Origin of the sequence: Enterobacter cloacae complex sp. 309I3 (assembly GCF_050031595.1) — a bacterium.
Classification (GTDB): Bacteria; Pseudomonadota; Gammaproteobacteria; order Enterobacterales; family Enterobacteriaceae; genus Enterobacter; species Enterobacter cloacae.
The window spans coordinates 16422-33661 of sequence record NZ_JBLGWI010000002.1 but is presented as its reverse complement, the minus strand read 5'-3'; the positions used below and the strand labels follow the sequence as shown (position 1 = coordinate 33661).

The following is a 17240-nucleotide window of genomic DNA, read 5'->3' as shown; positions in this document are numbered from 1 at the left end:
TTTGGTGCACACGAGTATTGAGCATAGTCGAGATTGGTGCAGATGACTTCTGATATTGCGTTGTCAGGAGTCGCCTGCACATCTGGCGTTACGCCCCGTCAATTGGTGCAGTCGTCTTCTGAAAATGACAACTATCATGGAAAACATTGCGCTCATTGGTATCGATCTGGGTAAAAACTCTTTCCATATTCATTGCCAGGATCGTCGCGGGAAGGCTGTTTACCGTAAAAAATTTACCCGGCCAAAGTTGATCGAATTTTTGGCGACATGCCCCGCTACAACCATCGCAATGGAAGCCTGTGGCGGTTCTCACTTTATGGCACGCAAGTTGGAAGAGTTGGGGCATTCCCCAAAGCTGATATCACCACAATTTGTCCGCCCGTTCGTTAAAAGCAATAAAAACGACTTTGTCGACGCCGAAGCTATTTGTGAAGCTGCATCGCGTCCGTCTATGCGTTTTGTGCAGCCCAGAACGGAATCTCAGCAGGCAATGCGGGCTCTGCATCGTGTCCGTGAATCCCTGGTTCAGGATAAGGTAAAAACAACCAATCAAATGCATGCTTTTCTGCTGGAATTTGGCATTAGCGTTCCCCGAGGAGCTGCCGTTATTAGCCGACTGAGTACCATTCTTGAGGATAATAGTTTGCCTCTTTACCTCAGCCAGTTATTGCTGAAATTACAACAGCATTATCACTATCTTGTTGAGCAGATTAAAGATTTGGAATCCCAGTTGAAACGAAAGTTGGACGAAGATGAGGTTGGACAGCGCTTGCTGAGCATTCCCTGCGTCGGAACACTGACAGCGAGTACTATTTCAACTGAGATTGGCGACGGGAAGCAGTACGCCAGCAGCCGTGACTTTGCGGCGGCAACAGGGCTTGTACCTCGGCAGTACAGCACGGGAGGTAGGACGACATTGCTGGGAATTAGTAAGCGAGGTAATAAAAAGATCCGAACTTTGTTGGTTCAATGTGCCAGGGTATTCATACAAAAACTGGAACACCAGTCTGGCAAATTGGCCGATTGGGTCAGGGATTTACTGTGCCGGAAAAGCAACTTTGTCGTCACTTGTGCTCTGGCAAACAAGCTGGCCAGAATAGCCTGGGCCCTAACGGCACGACAGCAAACTTATGTAGCATAACGGCAGAAATACACCGGTTTAAAGAATTACTGATCTGGTTTTGCGAATACTGATATTGATGATACTAACGGCCCACCGGCCTGTTGAGGAACCTGTAAAACGGAAAGGCTCATTGAAGCCGTATATTTTCTGGAGGTTCATCAGGCGCGGAACTCATCAAGGCGCGGGAATAAAATCCCATTCAGACGCCGGATAGATTCAAGCAAGCCAACTTGTCGTCAAAATCGGTGTTGCAAAAACGGGAGTGACCATAGATTCCGTTTTCTGAGACGACCCCTGATCGGGCTGAATGAGCAGGAATTTCCTGGCGGCAAACCCGATGATGTTTACAGCGTTCGCACATCGATGAACACCCCTCCGGCCGAAGAGGAAATCGAGGAGGAACGTCGGCTGTTTTATGTCGGTATCACTCGCACAAAACAGCAGCTAAATCTGGTGGTCCCTCTTGATGAAGGGCTTGCGCGGTGGCTCAAAAACCGCTGGGATAGCACCCCGAAGAAGTCACCGATAGCTACTCGCTTCGTCTATGAGGCTGGCTGGACTGCTTGTGCGGTTACCAGTGATGCGATCTATAACAGCACGGTAGAGAAACAGAAGGCTGACTTCAGCAAGTTTCACCAATGGTATCTAAGAGATCTTCAGCGGCTAAAAGTCTAGGGCTACCGATACTTTTCGATTTCAGACAGGTGCTCGTTATCCAGATCAATTGTGGCTTTTCTTTCAGAAGCGAGCTTCTTCGCTCGCTTTGCATACTGAAGCCCCTTGGCTGGCTGCTCTCCGCGTAGGATCTGTTCAGCCTGCTTGCTCGTGCTGTGCCCCAGAAAGCGTTCGTACTGCTCGTCAGATACCTCAGTGCCGATCAGTCGTTCGATCCAGCCGCTTTTCGGCGGGTAACTTACGCCCAGCGCAAGCAACTGCCTTTTCTGTACCCACTATTTCCGGCGCGGCCGGCTTCAATCAAGGCTTTGGTTAGAACTACAGCCATTTGGGGACTCTCATACACAAACCTGAACCATGCGGGTCTGATTGGCGGTCAAGATAGCAGCGCATCGAAATCAACACTGAACTCTGCTTCTAAGAACTCAATCGTGGCTGGTTGGCTATCGAGCGATGCTTCCCGTGTAGACTCCAGTGCGCACTCCAATCGACGCAGCAGAGTAAACGGCAAAATGATCTTGCCGAAGTCGGTATGCTTGAAATCCCCCCCCACAGGTCTTCCGCGTTCTTCCAAATGAAATCAGCTTGCGAAGCAGCCGAACCTACGAACTCTGCCATCTTGGCCTCCAACCAACTTTTGCACGAAACGGCACATCTTCCAAAAGAGGGTTGTCAACCAAGTTTTGCACAAAACGGACTTTGATCCATTTCTAACTAAAATCTACAATCCAACCTCAGATTGCAAATAGCCTATGTTTATTACAGATGGTATGGTTCGTGTTTTTGTTTATTCGATGGCAACTGTACTCTTTCTGCCGCTTGGCTTGTTGAAAAGCACGTGGTGGTTTTCACCATTGTTTGCGATAGCTGCTATTGATTACTTAATGTTTCTGCGTCGACAAGGCTAGTTGCTGAACCTCATACCTCAGAGCAATCTGTATGTTTTTTACACCACTGGTTAAAAGGTCAGGCTACGTTCCTGACGTTTTTTAAAAAACAGTTTTATGTTTGATGCGTTACTGGTCTGTCTGGTAACCCAGTGGTACATTACCATTATTAAGGCTGGCTGGCGGTGGTGCATCATGCTTAAACGACCCTCTCTGAGCGTACTTTCCGACAGTCCTGTGCACCGCACCACTTACCCGGCAGGCCTATGTCTTGGTTATTCTTCGTTGTACCTTTTTCTTCAGCTTTATCCCTGACATGTCTGTCTGAACAGTTCTAAGCAAACCGGAATGTTGTCATGGCCAAAGTACAAGGGCTCTTTGTTGGATACCGAAAATTCGCTGTTGATCGCGACTGGCTTCGTCAGCAGGAAGAACAACGTTATCGGGATCGCCAGCGACAATTTGATGAATGGTCCAGGAAATGGGTCACTGTAACCAGGCTCAAAGAGACTCGTTTATGGACTGACGGAGCCATCAGGCGATGGTTGGGTGAACCTCAGCAGCAGGGTAAATATAAAGTTTTCCCCGTTGAAGCGGTTTTGGCTGCTGAGAAGTTGAATGAGTTTCGGCTCTGGCTTAAACCCCGACTGGAAAAGAAACGTGCCCAGCACCACCACTTTTTAATTCCATTTCTGTAAAGTAGAAACAACGGCAGTTCCGGCCGCATTCAAGGCTTCGGCATCTGGTCAGAAATAAAGCGCCATTTTTCAGTATAAGGGAGGTTAGATAGTGGAAGGTATTGAGACACTGAGTTTGCAGCTTGATGAGAATGAAACTATGGCCCTTGCTCAATTAGTTAAACGTCTGAGCTGGAGCGATCTTCGTGGCTGTGCTGTGAGTGACGAAGAAGCCTGGGTAATGAAAAGCGCAATTGAAAAATTACAACAGGCGTTAAGGGAAGAAGGTTATGCGCCTCGATGAGGCTGGCTTCGTTCTTTATTCCGATAACAAATTTGCTTAAGGACTAACTATGAGCCAGCACTGGTATGAGGTGAAAAGCAATCAGGGAATTGTTCAGGTGATTGTTGGGAGAAGATATTAATGTAATGCGTTTCTGCATTACATCAAGCAGATTAGCTTTTTCTGGTCAAAATAGACGATGTGATTTTTCTTTAGCCGAAGTCCATCCGCTCCCCACGCAACCGGTAAAGGTTCGCAGGTTTAATAAAGATAGGTTTCGTATCTCCCTAAGGGTGGGATAGGTAAACTCATAATGGCATCTGTGTTTACTATGTAAGTATTCGGGTAAAATTCATCTAATACAGTAAAGTTTAGTTTCTTACAAAAGCTTAATAAATATGGGTTTTTCACGTCTTCTATTACAACATCGCACCAGGGATTCGATTCACAGCAAAGCTTCAGAAAAGACTTAAACCATCCCTTGTTTTGTATTTCTTCCGGAAGCCGTACCACATGTATGGTCAGACAATCTCCATGATAACGATTAGTACTTTGTCTAAGCCCTACAACAATCCCCTTTTCTTGAATCTGTACACCTGCCTGATGCTCTTTCATGTCGGGCGTATAGTGCCTTGCTCTGTTTAACCAGGCCACCAGCTGCTGAGCCGTACTTGGTGATTCTTCAGCTATCCATTTCAGGTACTTGATGCGGTCCATATGCGCCTCCCTGTACGATTTCCAATGAACAAAGGCTCTACAGTATTAAGCTGCTGTAGAGCTCATTCAACCAAGCTCAAACTGTGCGTATTAAAGGATGCCTAACCTTTTTGTTTCATCGATCCACGGTCTGAATTCTTCCAGTAGATTATCATATAACTTTTCATCGCTAATCGAACCGAAATCATCCATGGCAAAGAAGTGGGTGTTATCAACCCGGCGGTCAGTAAAGTCATCCAGATTTTTGAGGATACCGTAGCTTGAACCACCCAGGCCGACAAACTTCCAGAAGATGGGGTAGTTGGCAGAACGCCGGATTGCATCTTTAATCGCCCGGGTCTTGCTGATCCCGCCATCGGTAATAAATACAACATACACCGGGATTTTCGAGTCCTTAAAGTAGTCGACTATTTCTTCCATCACAGGAGGCTCGTTGTTTGTCCCTCCGAGGCCCGGCAGGTTCTCCCAGGCTGAACGCTTTCCAGCCCCGCGAATGGACTGAATATATGTGTCCAGGTTGTCCAGTGTGACGTTTGGATACTTCTTATGCTTCTCTCCAAATCCCCAGACATCCATTTCACCGTCGTCGTCGAACTGGGCGGCAAGAACGGCGATGCGGTCCAGCACAGACTGAACGTTACCCTTACTGAACTGGCCACTCATTGAGCCGGATGCGTCAAGTACAAATGCAACCGCTGCCTCAAGGGTGTCCAGTTTATTTTTAGTAAGACTGACCGAGGCTTTTTTAGCGAGGCTTACAAGGCGCGGAGATCTGGTTTCCAGTTTCTTTTCCAGACTGATACGAGCAGGCTTTGCTGGCTGCGGAGCTGGCTGTGCGACATCAACGCCATAGCTAATGGCCAGAGGCTCAAGACCACCGTTGAAACCCTGCCCGAGCGCACGAAGCTTCCAGGCGCCATTGTGCCGATATACTTCACCCAGGATAATTGCTTTCTCACTGCGGCCCTGAGTCTCAGCCTGGAACTCAGCGATTCCTTGAGCCTGCATGCTCAACGAACTGAGCCCACTGATGGTATCTTCACCATCAATGACAACTGTGATTGCAATTTTACTGATGTTCGCAGGAACACGATCCAGTGCTATCTCAATGCTGGACTGCTGAGAACCGGTAACGAGCTTTACTGCCCCTTCAGGAGAAGACAGATTATTGTAAAAGATAAAGTCAGAATCGCCGCTGACCTTTCCCTGAGCATTAAGCAGGAACAGGCAGGTATCGGGTTCGCCTTTAAAGCCGGATTTGGTAGGGTACTGAAGATTCAGCCTGATCGCAGATTGCTGAAGTGGTATGTTTTGTCCGGATTGTAGATTCACATTAACTCTCCTGATTTTTGATTATTTTAAAGCGCAGCGTTTATATAGGTTCCCCTGGCTTAGTTCAGGACGCTGGATTTCTGGTGAGGCGTATATATGGTGTGACACCATATTTCATCACGTTGAAGTTTCTATACCTGTTGAATTGGAATTTCCATTGGTCGGGTATTTTATCTTCCAGAACCCGTGCCTTCATAAGTCGCAAACGTAACATATATCAGAGGGGCATGCTGTTGATATAAGGCACGGAATACAGGCTTTAACCAGCAACCAGAGAAAAATCCGTTTCCTGCCTTTAAAAGGCTCACGTCAGAATTAACATCTCTCTGCTTTCTGAGATTCCCGAACCCTTTCTGCCCCCCCCCTCCTGATAGCGGATCGCAACCAAAAAAAACCCCGGCATTGCCGGGGTATGATTCAGCGTTATTTTAGATGTTAACGCCGTGCTGGGAGGCAAGAGCCGCCAGGCCACCGGCAAAGCCCTGACCGACAGCTTTAAACTTCCACTCAGCGCCATGACGATACAGTTCACCGAAGACCATAGCGGTTTCGGTTGAGGCATCTTCAGACAGATCGAAACGGGCAATTTCCGTGCCGTTGTCGTTGTTGTAAACGCGCATGAAGCTGTTGCTCACCATGCCGAAGTTTTGTTTACGCGCTTCTGCATCATAGATGGTAACGGCAAACACCAGTTTTTTGATATCTGCTGAGACTTTGGTCAGATCGATTTTGACCTGCTCATCGTCGCCGTCGCCTTCACCGGTACGGTTGTCGCCCTGGTGCTCTACCGCGCCATCAGGGCTGGTTTTGTTATTGAAGAAAATGAAATGCGCATCTGACAACACTTTACCGTCTTCGCCTACTGCGAACACGGAAGCGTCCAGGTCAAAACCCTGACCATCGGTTACACGGGCATCCCAGCCTAGGCCAACCATAGCAACATTCATGGTTGGTGCTTCTTTGGTCAGAGATACATTGCCGCCTTTTACGAGAGAAACTGCCATTTTTAGCTCCTGCAAACAGTTGAATGAGGGCTGCATTAACAGCCCCGGGTAGAAAAGTTACTTTTTGATCAGGACGCGTTAATGCCGTACTGAGCACATACAGATGCCAGACCACCAGCATAACCCTGACCTACTGCGCGGAATTTCCACTCACCATTGTGGCGATACAGCTCGCCGAACAGCATGGCAGTCTCAGTGGACGCATCTTCGGTCAGATCGTAGCGAGCAACTTCAGTCTGGTTATCGTCATTAACCAGACGAATAAACGCACCGGATACCTGACCAAAGCTCTGGCGACGAGCCTGAGCATCGTGGATGGTCACAACGAAGATGATCTTGTCAACTTCAGACGGGACGGCGTCCAGTTTAATTTTCAGCGATTCATCATCACCATCGCCCTCACCGGTGCGGTTATCGCCGGTGTGCGTTACGGAACCGTCGGATGACGTCAGGTTGTTATAGAAGATGAAATCTGAATCGCCGCGCACTTTGCCGTTTGAGGCCAGCAGGAATGCTGAAGCATCCAGGTCAAAGTCCTGACCGTCTGTTGAACGCGCATCCCAGCCAAGGCCCACCAGGACGTTTTTCATTGACGGAGCTGCTTTACTTAGGGAGACGTTCCCGCCTTTGGAAAGAGAAACACTCATAAAATAACCTCTTCGATTAGTAATTGTTCAGGTTAACACTTAAGGGGATTAACTCCCCTTTTCCTCAGATTCAGGTTTGCCCGGGAACATGACGCTTGCGAGAATGCCCAGCGCCAGTACACCCAGTACAACATACAGGCTGGTTGTTGCCGCGATGCTGTAACCATGATGCCAGATGTGATCGGTCGCATTCAGGCCGAGTTTTGCCGCGATGAAGAACAGCAGCACGATAACGGCCTTCTCCAGATGAACCAGGTACTGTTTCAGTGCCTCAAGGACAAAGTACAGAGTACGCAGGCCCAGGATAGCAAACATCATGGCACTATAGACGATAAGCGGTTCACGACTGACGGCAATGATTGCCGGTACCGAGTCAAACGCGAACATTACGTCCGAGAGTTCAACCACAGCCACACACAGGAACAGCGGGGTCGCATACAGCGCCGCTTTTTTACCACGGCCAATGGTGACATCGCTGTTTTCTGGTTTCGCCAGTTCAGCATCCACTTCCTTCTGGTTAAGCAGGAAGGCATGCCCTCTGAGCTTCGGCCAGATAGGGAAGAAGCGTTTAACCATGCGGTAAGCCAGATGCTGGGAGTAATCCTCAATTTCATCATCGTCATCACCGCTTTTAAGCATCATGACCGCTGTCCAGGCAACGATAATAGCGAAGACAACTTCAACATACGGCCCCAGACTCAGCAGGCTCGTACCGATGGCGACAAAGATGCCCCTGAAGACAATGGCACCAATGATCCCCCAGTAGAGAACACGGTGGCGATAACGATCCGGAACGGCGAACCAGGAGAAGATGGCCATCATGACGAACAGGTTATCGACCGACAGCACTTTCTCCAGCGCATAACCCGTGACAAACAGACTGGCAACCTCAGCACCGTGGTGGATATAGAGGAAACCGGCAAATGCCATCGCAACCACAACCCAGAATACGGACCAGAGCGCCGCACTCTTCAGCGAAATAGGCTTGTCATCACGGTGCATAAACAGGTCAATAAAGATGGCACCGACTGAAAGCGCAATAAAAACAATGACCGTTTCAGTCGGGAAGCCGATGTGTGTGGAAACCATATTTTACCCTTAGGGATGTGGATCAGAGGCCAAATTCAGCCGGGTCGAAGCCCAACGCGATAGCGATCTCGCGGGAGGCCAGTTTCTCGTCCTGATCGAAGTTACCGTCACTTTTCGCAACGGCAATACCAACACGTAAGGCCAGCTGAGCGGCCTCAGGCTGATCTTTCAGCGCCAGGATGTATTTCATGGTTTCGCCCTTGCCGATTTCAACATCGAAATCGAAGCTTGAAACCAGTTTATTGAAGAACTCAATCACCTCATTGGTATCGAAGACCTTCAGCTCTTCTGAAGAGCGCAGAAAGCCCATCATTTTCTGCTTTTCTTCCGAACTTACGCCGTCACTCGATACGGCAATACGGGCACATACAGCAACGGTGCCCTGCATGAATTTTTTGTTTTTGAAACGGCCAACCTGGCGGGTCAGTTCGTCACGGCCTGAGTTAATGGCACCTTTAACTTTGTCGAAAAAGCTCATACCTGTTTCCTTTGTTGCTGTGTTATTTAGAACCGGCGCTCCAGCGAAATCCCCAGCCAAATGCCCGGTCCATTTCGTCCTGGCCTTTGAAGTACTGGTTAATTCGCTCGACTTTAATTGCGCCGTTTTCGTTTACGAGTCTGGCAATGGCGCACAATGTGCGACGGTTTTCACCTTCGGTCAGGCGGGTCTCAATGGGCGGTTGATCCGGCACATGAATGGTGACCACACCATCAGTCTTGTCCCAGCTGGGAACACCTTCATAAATAAAGGCGTAAATCAGCACTTCGCGGATATGCTTCCATTCACGTCCATTGATATGCAGCCACTCGCCGTCTGATACATCACCCGTCCGGTCATCGCCCTTGAGCTGAACATACGGTTCATCGCGATAATCACCGAATGCATTACCGAGCGCCTGAATGACCGATTTATACCCGTCCTGAAGCTCAACAAAGGCCCCCAGATCCAGGTCGATTCCTTTGGAGCCGAACATGCCTGCAAAGCCTGATTTGCCGCTGCCCCGGTGCCAGTTCAGGTTGATCCGGATTTCACCGAAGTTATCCCGTTTGGTCAGGCTGATTGCAGGCTTCTCTTTTGTCAGCGATACCTTGCTCAGGCTGATTTTTGTCTCAACTGGCGGAGGGGTTACAACCGGAGGAGTCGGGGCTGCGGGAGCCGGTTCGTCGGCAATATTTACGCCGAAATGCTCTGCCAGCGGTTTAAGTCCACCGTTGAACCCCTGCGCAACGAAGCGGAATTTCCAGTCATTATTACGACGGTAAAATTCACCCAGAATTAAGGCTGCTTCCTGACGGCCGCTCAGTTCGACACTGCCGCTAACCAGGCCGGTAGCCCCTTGCTCCACGTCGATGGAAAGATTACGAAGACCGGACACCGTCTGCCCACCGTCACAGGTCACGGTGAACGCAATTTTCTGGACATCAGGTTTCAGCCGGTTGAGCGCGACAGTAAAGGTTGAGTACTGGCCTTCACTGACCAGGCTGACGGTACCATCATCGTTACGTGGCTGACCATAAAACACCATGTCCGCATCACCCTGCACCTTCCCGTCGGCATACAGGCGAAACGCCGAAGCATCCACCTGGCCGCCCGAGGTGATCCGGACCCGCAACTCCTGGGCTGGAACGGGGGCATTGCCCCCCGGCGTCAGGTTCATTAGCGAATAACCGCTGAAACGATATCGGAGTGCATATCGTCAATTGTGCGGCCGCGACAGGCATGGCCAAGGGCGGTAAAGTCCCAGTTGCCGTTATTACGGCGCAGCGAAGAAATAACGATCCCGGTATGTGAGCCCTGCTCAGTCAGCTTGTAGCGAGCCAGCTCTTTGCCGGTTTGATCGACAACGCGGCAGAACGCGTTTTCGACGTCATTGAACGACTGACCACGGAAGCTGTTTACCGTAAACGCCAGGTATTCAACGTTTGCAGGCAGTCGGGAGAGGTTGACATTAATCACCTCATCGTCACCGTCACCTTCACCGGTCAGGTTATCGCCACTGTGCACAACAGCGCCGCAGGTGGATTCCAGTTTGCGGAACCAGATGGTGTCAATTGTTTTACCGGTGCTGTCCATTAATACGCAGCCAGCATCGAGATCGATTGAGTCGTTGCCTCCAAACAATCCTCCAAGAAGACCTTTTTTCTTAACCGGATCCCAACCGAGACCGAAATGAAGCTGGCTTAATGCAGATGATTCTTTGCTGAGTGATACCGTCTGGTTCTTAACTAATGAAACCATGTTTTATTCCTTAAAATGGTAATGACCGAGACAATCAAAGGTATATTTAGTAACTGACGAAGAAAATCATATCATGATGAAGTTCTCTGACAAGGGAAATTTTGGTAGTTTTCTGTAAAAACACAAAAAGAAATCCTTTTCAGGGTGTTAATTTTCTAAGTTTAATTTAAATATCAATGTGTTATCAGGAATCCAAAAAACCTGACGCACTCCATAACCACAGGAGTTATAAATCATATTATGATTGACATGTAGCTTAGACACTCATAGACTCACTTCTCAATCATAAATTTGCATGGCGTTCCGGATAATTAAAAAAAATGAACAAGAAAATTTGGTTTATGGAAGGTTTATCCTCCCAGCGAGATATTATTCAGGGGGTAAAATCATTTGCAAAAAAAAATAATTTTGCCATTACCGTTTTTGCCTCCCACCGTAACGAAAGAAATGAAATCCTTTCCGTTGCCGACTATTCTTTGACTGAACCTGAAGATCCTCAAAAACGTCTTCAGTTTATCCAGGAAACCATTCAGTCCTACGGCATCCACCATATTCATACTGGCCGTAACAGCCAGTGGTTTGAAGAACACCGTTCAGCCATTGAATCGACCGGTGCCACCCTTACTACCGGTGCAACGGGCGTCGACTGGTTAACTCTGGCTGACGAAAAAGTTACTTTTGCTCAGTTTATGGAGCAAAAGGGTCTCCCGGTCGTACCATCCTGGCGGGTGAATACGCTGGCAGAATTAAAAACACACCTCGCGGCCCCGCCGTTCACTGACAGCCCGGTATGCGTGAAGCCGGTGACGGGTATCTATGGCATGGGATTCTGGCGCTTTGATGACAGTGCTTCGCCTATGGCCGTCTTTAATCATCCCGAACATCGTCTGGTCAGTCCGCAACAGTATATTGCAGCAGCATCAGCTGCTGAGTCGTTTAAACCCCTTGTTTTGATGCCGTACCTGCCAGGCCCGGAATTTTCCGTCGATATCCTCGCGGATAAGGGCGAAATACTCGCAGCCGTGGGACGCCGTAAGGAAGGGGTTATCCAGTATCTGGTAAACGAAGGAAGCGCCTGGGAACTGGCGTGTGACTGCGCCAGGGTTATGAAGGCCGACGGGCTGGTGAATGTTCAGACGCGAAACGATGTGAATGGCAACCCGGTGCTGCTTGAAACCAACATGCGTCCGTCAGGGGGGGTGGGTTATACCCTTCACAGCGGGGTGAACCTTCCTGGGTTATTTGCTGCCTTTAAGCTCGGTCTGATGTCTGAAGATATGGTGCGCCAGAGCGCTAAAAACACCTTTTCTCCGGTTGCGGTGAGATCCATTACGGATGTAATTGCATACCCGGAATCACTCTCTAACCTTCTGAATTAAGGCGTATTTATGTCTGATATCCTCGAAGATATGATTTATCGCCGTACCCTCTCATGCGGTACGATTCAGGTAACCCGCGACCAGGGTGAAGTTTCGCTCGATGACCTGTTTGACATCGCTGAAAGACGTAACCCGAAACGCGCCTTTCTGTTTGTCAGCAAAGTACTCGGCAGGCACATTCCCGTGCCACCCTCAGTCATGCGGCAGGCCTACAGACAGCTTGCCAGCCAGTTCCCCTCGACACTGACAGGACCCGTACTGTTTATCGGTATGGCTGAAACCGCCGTTGGGCTTGGGGCCGGTGTATTTGATGAAGTGCGCCACCAGCATCCTGAATCTGTCTATCTGACCTCTACCCGTCACCCGGTTGATGGCACGTTGCTTTGCGAGTTCAAGGAAGAACACAGCCACGCCACCGATCATCTGATCTATCTGCCAGATGATGAAGAGAAAAGACGTCGTGTTACCAACGCACGAACGCTGGTTTTGATTGATGACGAGGCAACCACCGGTAATACCTTTATTAACCTGCTTTCAGCCCTGCGTAATACCGGCAAGCTTCAACATATTGAACAGGTTATAGCCGTTACGCTTACCGACTGGAGTGGCAAAGCCTTGTCCGAGCGCAGCACCTTACCAGTCACTTCGGTTTCTCTTGTAAGCGGTAAGTGGGGATGGACCCCATTACCTGATGCACCTGTCCCGGACATGCCGAAAGTCAACGTAACTTCACGAGGAGAATGGGACATCCAGGGAAAACAGTCCTGGGGCCGACTGGGGATGCTCGCACCTGCGGCCGATCTCGGCCATGAGGTCTCCGTCCACAAGGGGGAACGTATTCTGGTTCTCGGGACCGGGGAATTCGTCTGGGAGCCGTTCCTGCTTGCTGAACGGCTCGAAGCTGCCGGAGCACAGGCATTTTATGGATCGACCACCCGCTCCCCTATCGCCGTTGGTTATGCCATTGAGTCCGCCATTTCCTTTACGGATAACTACGGGCTGGGCATCCCCAATTTTGTCTATAACGTCGCCCACCAGCAGTTTGACCGCATTCTTGTGTGTACTGAGACACCCGCAGAAAGTATTGACACGCAGCTTCTTAAAGCGCTGGCTGAGGTTGCGGCCGTCGTGGAGATTGTTACCTATGAATAAACCCGTTGTTCTGAGCGACCTTGACGACACGCTCTTTCAGACCCGTCGTAAAATGGTGGACGAGCTGGCCCTGGAGCCATTCCGTACCGGTGCCGTTGATCGCACCCTGAATCCACGAAGCTTTATGACGGAAGAACAGTCCATGTTGGTGGACTGGCTCCTGGAGCAGGCTGAACTCATACCCGTTACCGCACGGGGAACTGAAGAAATCAGCCGCGTACGGATCCCTTTCCACTCCTGGGCAATCACCACTCACGGGGCCGTCATTCTCACGCCAGAAGGCAAACCCGACGAGGAGTGGAAGGCCCATATGCTCGGCCAGCTGGCTCCCTATCAGGAAAAGCTGACATCGATGCAGCGTCTGATCACTGAAATGATGGACGCAAAAGGGATCAATGCCTGGGCAAGGCTGAACTTCGAATACGGTGAAACGGCGGTTTATATGGTGATGAAGCACCGCGACAGCACCCGCCTTGACGAGCTCAATGCCATTGCAGATGAGATAGAAACGGTGTTTCCGACCGAGGGCTTCTACATCCACCGCAACAGTAATAACGTGGCCTGGCTTCCCACCGCGGTTGAGAAAGGGCTGGCAGTCAGATGGCTTCTTGAAAAACTTCGGGCTGAACGCGGAGTCTTCCCCGTAATTGGTCTGGGCGACAGCCTGAGCGATCATCGTTTTATGAAACTGTGCAGCTGGTTTGGCATCCCGCGTCAGAGTCAGTTTGCAGATGCCATTTCACAGCGAATTTTTGGAGAAAATTAAAATGCAGCCACATGACACATTTACCGGCTCATACCAGCCCGGTGACGTGGAATTTCTGCTAAAGCCGGTAGTCATTGAGATGACGCCGGTTGAGCAAAAAGAAGAGCTGATTCAGTCAGGGAAGAAACATTATTCGGACATGCTCAGTCAGGAGCCAGCGCCAACACAATGGCATCTTGATTTGTTTCACCGGGCGCTGGATCGGGGCGCAGAGAGACTTGCAAAAGAAGTCACACAGCTCGCTATTGCTCTGGCCGAACGCTTCGGTGATGAGCCCATTGTACTGGCCAGTCTCGTCAGAGCTGGCGTGCCGCTCGGCGTTATGCTGCACCAGGCCCTGCGTGACATGGGGAAAACCTCATGGCATTACGGTATCAGCATTATCCGGGATCGTGGAATTGACGGTGCAGCCCTCGACGTCATTGAAGAGCGCCATGGTACCAGCGGTATTGTCTTTGTTGACGGATGGACAGGTAAAGGCGCAATTACCGGAGAGCTTGTACGCGCACTGAAAGATCGCCCGGGCTATCCTGAGCAGCCGCGACTGGTTGTCCTGGCCGATCCCTGTGGCTGCTCCTGGCTTGCAGCCAGTGATGATGACTGGCTCATTCCTTTTGGCATCATGGGTGCGCCGGTATCAGGCCTGATCTCCCGGTCAGTATGGTCCTCTGAAGGATTACATGGGTGCATGGTTTGCGAGCATCTCAGTGAATTCGAATGCAGCCGGATGCTTGTCGATACCGTCGCCCATTTCCGTAAGAAGTTAACCCCGTCATCCCTCGCTACCCTGAGCTGGAATATGGAGTCAGCCCGGGTCTTATGGCAGACAAGTCGCGACGTTATCGCGTTCCTGGCCGATGAATTTAAAGTGGACAGCGTCAATCGTATTAAACCCGGTATTGCTGAAGCAACCCGGGCTGTATTACGTCGGGTACCGGACCATGTATTTGTGCGTTCTATTGACGACCCGGACGTTGCCTTGCTTGTAGGGCTTGCTCGTGAAAAGGGAATAGTTGTTACAGAAATGGGGGGAACCCTCGGCCAGTATCGGGCTGTAACCATTATCAAGAAGGTACTCTGATGAAAAATCGTCTTTCTCCCTGGAATCTGGGAGCCACGCTATACATGCCTGCAACACGGGAAGATATTGCTGATGCCGTCCTGCACGGGAAAATCCCGGGTTTGCGCTCTCTGGTGATTTGCCTGGAGGATGCTGTCAGTGAAGCAGACATCCCCATCGCCCTCAAAAATCTGGAGCACCTGCTGCACGAGCTCAGTAACAGCATGCGTAGCCTGGGTAAAAATGACTGGCCTCTGGTGTTCATTCGCCCCCGGCATGCCGACATGGGCAGATGGTTAAAAGCGCATTATGATCTTTCCGCTGTCGATGGGTTTGTGTTGCCGAAATTTACCCTCAGTTCGTTAGCTGAATGGTGGGATATCATGGGCGGGACTCACCTGTGCATGATGCCAACGCTGGAAACAGAAGACGTCTTTGACGTGGTTCAGATGCGCGAGCTGGCCACTCGCCTGGTGGAACATCCCTGCCACGACCGCATTATTGCGCTTCGAATCGGCGGCAACGATCTTATGAACGTTGTGTCGCTTCGCCGCCCCCGGGACCTGACGCTGTATGACAGCCCGATGGGCTACGTCATCAAAATGCTCGTTTCAGTCTTCGGCCCGCGTGATTTTGCCCTGACCGCGCCCGTATGTGAGCATATTGACGATCATGCCGTTATGGCCAGAGAGCTGGCTCTTGATATGGCACATGGGCTTGTTGGGAAAACGGCCATTCACCCGGGTCAGATAGAGGTCATTCAAAACGCGCTGATGGTCACTCAGGGTGAGTATTCTGACGCTCTGCGGATCCTGAACTCTACCCAGGCCGTGTTTAAGTCGCAGGGAGCAATGTGTGAACCCGCCACACATCGCCGCTGGGCGGCTGGCATTCTGGACAGAGCTCGTTTTTATGGGTTACAGAACGAGCAAAGCGCTGATGGAATCAGATTACTTACCGTGACCCAGCATCATTAAGGAAATCATAATGGGGTTCAGGTTCAGAAAGTCGATCAACATTATTCCTGGCGTTCGCCTCAACCTGAGTAACGGTGCACCGAGCCTGAGTGTCGGGCCGAGAGGTGCTTCCGTTTCTTTTGGTAGCCGGGGGACCTATGCCAATCTGGGCTTGCCCGGTACCGGGCTGAGTTACCGTACCCGGCTTGACCGGGCCGCGCGTTCCGGAGGTGGAAACCGGACGGCAACCGACCCGGGGCTCAGACAGGCGCTTGAGCAGGAAGCCGCTGAACTCATGTCAGCGGTAACCGCAATCCGTAATATTCACGAGCTGACGCCGGATCCAAAAACAGGCATCAGCTGGGCAGAGCTGGAAGCAGTATACCTGCATAACAGAACGTCGCCTTTTCAGGTTCCGGCACCGGTGCGTCCAGAAAAGCCAGACTACCTTGCATTGCCGGAAAAGCCTGCCGAGAGCGAAGGCATTAGTTTTCTGGGTAAATGGTTTGAATCGGAATCAGCTAAAGCTGAGCGCCACGCCGAAAATCTTCGCCGGTGGCAGCAGGAGCTGATTGATGTGGAGCGTGAGAATACCCTTCGACAGCACCGGTACCAGCAACAACGGACGGCCTGGGCCGAACAGTATGCAAACTGGAAGTTTGAAGCAGAAGAACATGAAAAACGGCTCGCCACGGCTCAGGCAGATGCCCGGCAGCAGTTCCGGACAGACGCCGCGTTTTTCGAATCATACCTGGCGGGTGTGCTGGCAGAAACTGAATGGCCGCGTGAAACGATTGTTGCATTTGAAGTAAAGCCGGAGCTATCAGCAGTCCTGCTGGACGTTGATTTAGCTGAGATTGAAGATTTCCCTGATAAGATTTACGGCGTTAATGCCCGGGGCACGGAGCTGACGGAAAAAGCCATGACGCAAAAAGCCGTACGCGAAAACTATGCCCGCCACGTCCATGGCTGCTTGTTCCGCCTGGTCGGTATCGTTTTACATACGCTACCTTTCGACAACGTGATTGTGTCAGGCTTTACGCAACGGGTCAGTAAGCGGACCGGCTATCTGGAGGATGAGTATATCCTGTCCTGCAAATGCACTCGCAGCCAGATGTCGTCAGTAAATTTTGCAGGCATAGAACACATTGATCCGGTTGAAGCGTTAGGCGATCACCCGGTTATTCGAAAGATGAGCAGTACCTTCATTTTTCAGCCTATTGAACCACTAACCCTTTAAGCAGGCTAAATCTT

19 protein-coding genes and 1 pseudogene are annotated in these 17240 nt (G+C 50.5%); 10 read left to right on the top strand and 10 right to left on the bottom strand.

Annotation, left to right across the window (positions count from 1 at the left end; all coding sequences use genetic code 11):
* Positions 1 to 136 precede the first annotated feature (136 nt).
* Positions 137 to 1141, top strand: coding sequence for an IS110-like element IS4321 family transposase (locus ACQG22_RS23865; protein ID WP_000427623.1), 1005 nt, complete (start codon positions 137 to 139; stop codon positions 1139 to 1141).
* Positions 1142 to 1252: 111 nt separating this feature from the next.
* The gene (locus ACQG22_RS23860) at positions 1253 to 1798 is read left to right on the top strand and encodes a 3'-5' exonuclease (protein ID WP_306307854.1); all 546 of its coding nucleotides are present in this window, start codon (positions 1253 to 1255) and stop codon (positions 1796 to 1798) included.
* Positions 1799 to 1800: 2 nt separating this feature from the next.
* Here the strand turns inward: ACQG22_RS23860 and ACQG22_RS23855 are convergent, their stop codons facing one another.
* On the bottom strand, positions 1801 to 2055 hold the full coding sequence (locus tag ACQG22_RS23855; protein WP_000880375.1) for a hypothetical protein: 255 nt from the start codon (positions 2053 to 2055) through the stop codon (positions 1801 to 1803).
* A 140-nt stretch (positions 2056 to 2195) separates the two neighbouring features.
* Positions 2196 to 2416, bottom strand: a pseudogene (locus tag ACQG22_RS23850) (type I restriction-modification system subunit M N-terminal domain-containing protein); the annotation flags it as partial.
* 625 nt (positions 2417 to 3041) lie between these two features.
* Here ACQG22_RS23850 and ACQG22_RS23845 point away from each other — a divergent pair.
* Together ACQG22_RS23845 and ACQG22_RS23840 are read left to right on the top strand one after the other, a co-directional pair.
* Positions 3042 to 3383 (top strand): hypothetical protein, encoded by a 342-nt coding sequence (locus ACQG22_RS23845; protein WP_001151572.1) that lies wholly within the window; start codon positions 3042 to 3044, stop codon positions 3381 to 3383.
* A 91-nt stretch (positions 3384 to 3474) separates the two neighbouring features.
* Complete coding sequence (locus tag ACQG22_RS23840; RefSeq protein WP_000398479.1) at positions 3475 to 3666, top strand: DUF7706 family protein; 192 nt, start codon at positions 3475 to 3477, stop codon at positions 3664 to 3666.
* Positions 3667 to 3906: 240 nt separating this feature from the next.
* On the opposite strand, the gene ACQG22_RS23835 is transcribed toward ACQG22_RS23840, so the two are convergent.
* The 8 genes from ACQG22_RS23835 to ACQG22_RS23800 form a co-directional block, all read right to left on the bottom strand.
* Positions 3907 to 4362 carry a hypothetical protein gene (locus tag ACQG22_RS23835; RefSeq protein WP_000374058.1) on the bottom strand — a complete coding sequence of 152 codons (456 nt, stop codon included), beginning with the start codon at positions 4360 to 4362 and terminating at the stop codon, positions 3907 to 3909.
* A gap of 90 nt (positions 4363 to 4452) precedes the next feature.
* Complete coding sequence (locus tag ACQG22_RS23830; protein ID WP_001053340.1) at positions 4453 to 5694, bottom strand: vWA domain-containing protein; 1242 nt, start codon at positions 5692 to 5694, stop codon at positions 4453 to 4455.
* 428 nt (positions 5695 to 6122) lie between these two features.
* On the bottom strand, positions 6123 to 6698 hold the full coding sequence (locus tag ACQG22_RS23825; RefSeq protein ID WP_000301247.1) for a TerD family protein: 576 nt from the start codon (positions 6696 to 6698) through the stop codon (positions 6123 to 6125).
* Between the two features lie 68 nt (positions 6699 to 6766).
* The gene (terD, locus tag ACQG22_RS23820) at positions 6767 to 7345 is read right to left on the bottom strand and encodes a tellurium resistance membrane protein TerD (RefSeq protein ID WP_000116680.1); all 579 of its coding nucleotides are present in this window, start codon (positions 7343 to 7345) and stop codon (positions 6767 to 6769) included.
* Between the two features lie 48 nt (positions 7346 to 7393).
* Positions 7394 to 8434: a tellurium resistance membrane protein TerC gene (terC, locus tag ACQG22_RS23815; RefSeq protein WP_000255079.1), complete on the bottom strand. Its 1041-nt coding sequence runs from the start codon at positions 8432 to 8434 to the stop codon at positions 7394 to 7396.
* 22 nt (positions 8435 to 8456) lie between these two features.
* Entirely contained in the window at positions 8457 to 8912 is a 456-nt protein-coding gene (locus ACQG22_RS23810) for a tellurite resistance TerB family protein (RefSeq protein ID WP_000007449.1), read from the bottom strand.
* Positions 8913 to 8934: 22 nt separating this feature from the next.
* Positions 8935 to 10092 carry a TerD family protein gene (locus tag ACQG22_RS23805; protein WP_001054786.1) on the bottom strand — a complete coding sequence of 386 codons (1158 nt, stop codon included), beginning with the start codon at positions 10090 to 10092 and terminating at the stop codon, positions 8935 to 8937.
* A complete protein-coding gene (locus ACQG22_RS23800) occupies positions 10092 to 10673 on the bottom strand; it encodes a tellurium resistance-associated protein TerZ (RefSeq protein WP_000254137.1) in 582 nt (193 codons plus the stop codon). The genes ACQG22_RS23805 and ACQG22_RS23800 overlap by 1 nt, the downstream gene beginning before the upstream one ends.
* A 320-nt stretch (positions 10674 to 10993) precedes the next feature.
* Here ACQG22_RS23800 and ACQG22_RS23795 point away from each other — a divergent pair, with 320 nt between their 5' ends.
* Genes ACQG22_RS23795 through ACQG22_RS23770 form a run of 6 tightly spaced genes read left to right on the top strand, consistent with a single transcriptional unit; the run spans position 10994 to position 17226 of the window.
* Positions 10994 to 12052 (top strand): ATP-grasp domain-containing protein, encoded by a 1059-nt coding sequence (locus tag ACQG22_RS23795; protein WP_012695441.1) that lies wholly within the window; start codon positions 10994 to 10996, stop codon positions 12050 to 12052.
* Between the two features lie 9 nt (positions 12053 to 12061).
* Positions 12062 to 13204, top strand: coding sequence for a phosphoribosyltransferase domain-containing protein (locus tag ACQG22_RS23790; protein ID WP_001280115.1), 1143 nt, complete (start codon positions 12062 to 12064; stop codon positions 13202 to 13204).
* Positions 13197 to 13970, top strand: coding sequence for a hypothetical protein (locus tag ACQG22_RS23785; protein WP_001040058.1), 774 nt, complete (start codon positions 13197 to 13199; stop codon positions 13968 to 13970). Before ACQG22_RS23790 ends, ACQG22_RS23785 begins: the two co-directional genes overlap by 8 nt.
* A gap of 1 nt (position 13971) precedes the next feature.
* The gene (locus tag ACQG22_RS23780; protein ID WP_001585166.1) at positions 13972 to 15051 is read left to right on the top strand and encodes a cysteine protease StiP family protein; all 1080 of its coding nucleotides are present in this window, start codon (positions 13972 to 13974) and stop codon (positions 15049 to 15051) included.
* A complete protein-coding gene (locus ACQG22_RS23775) occupies positions 15051 to 16007 on the top strand; it encodes an HpcH/HpaI aldolase/citrate lyase family protein (protein WP_031942304.1) in 957 nt (318 codons plus the stop codon). The genes ACQG22_RS23780 and ACQG22_RS23775 overlap by 1 nt, the downstream gene beginning before the upstream one ends.
* A gap of 10 nt (positions 16008 to 16017) precedes the next feature.
* On the top strand, positions 16018 to 17226 hold the full coding sequence (locus tag ACQG22_RS23770) for a DUF4236 domain-containing protein (protein WP_011152964.1): 1209 nt from the start codon (positions 16018 to 16020) through the stop codon (positions 17224 to 17226).
* The last annotated feature ends 14 nt before the right edge of the window (positions 17227 to 17240 follow it).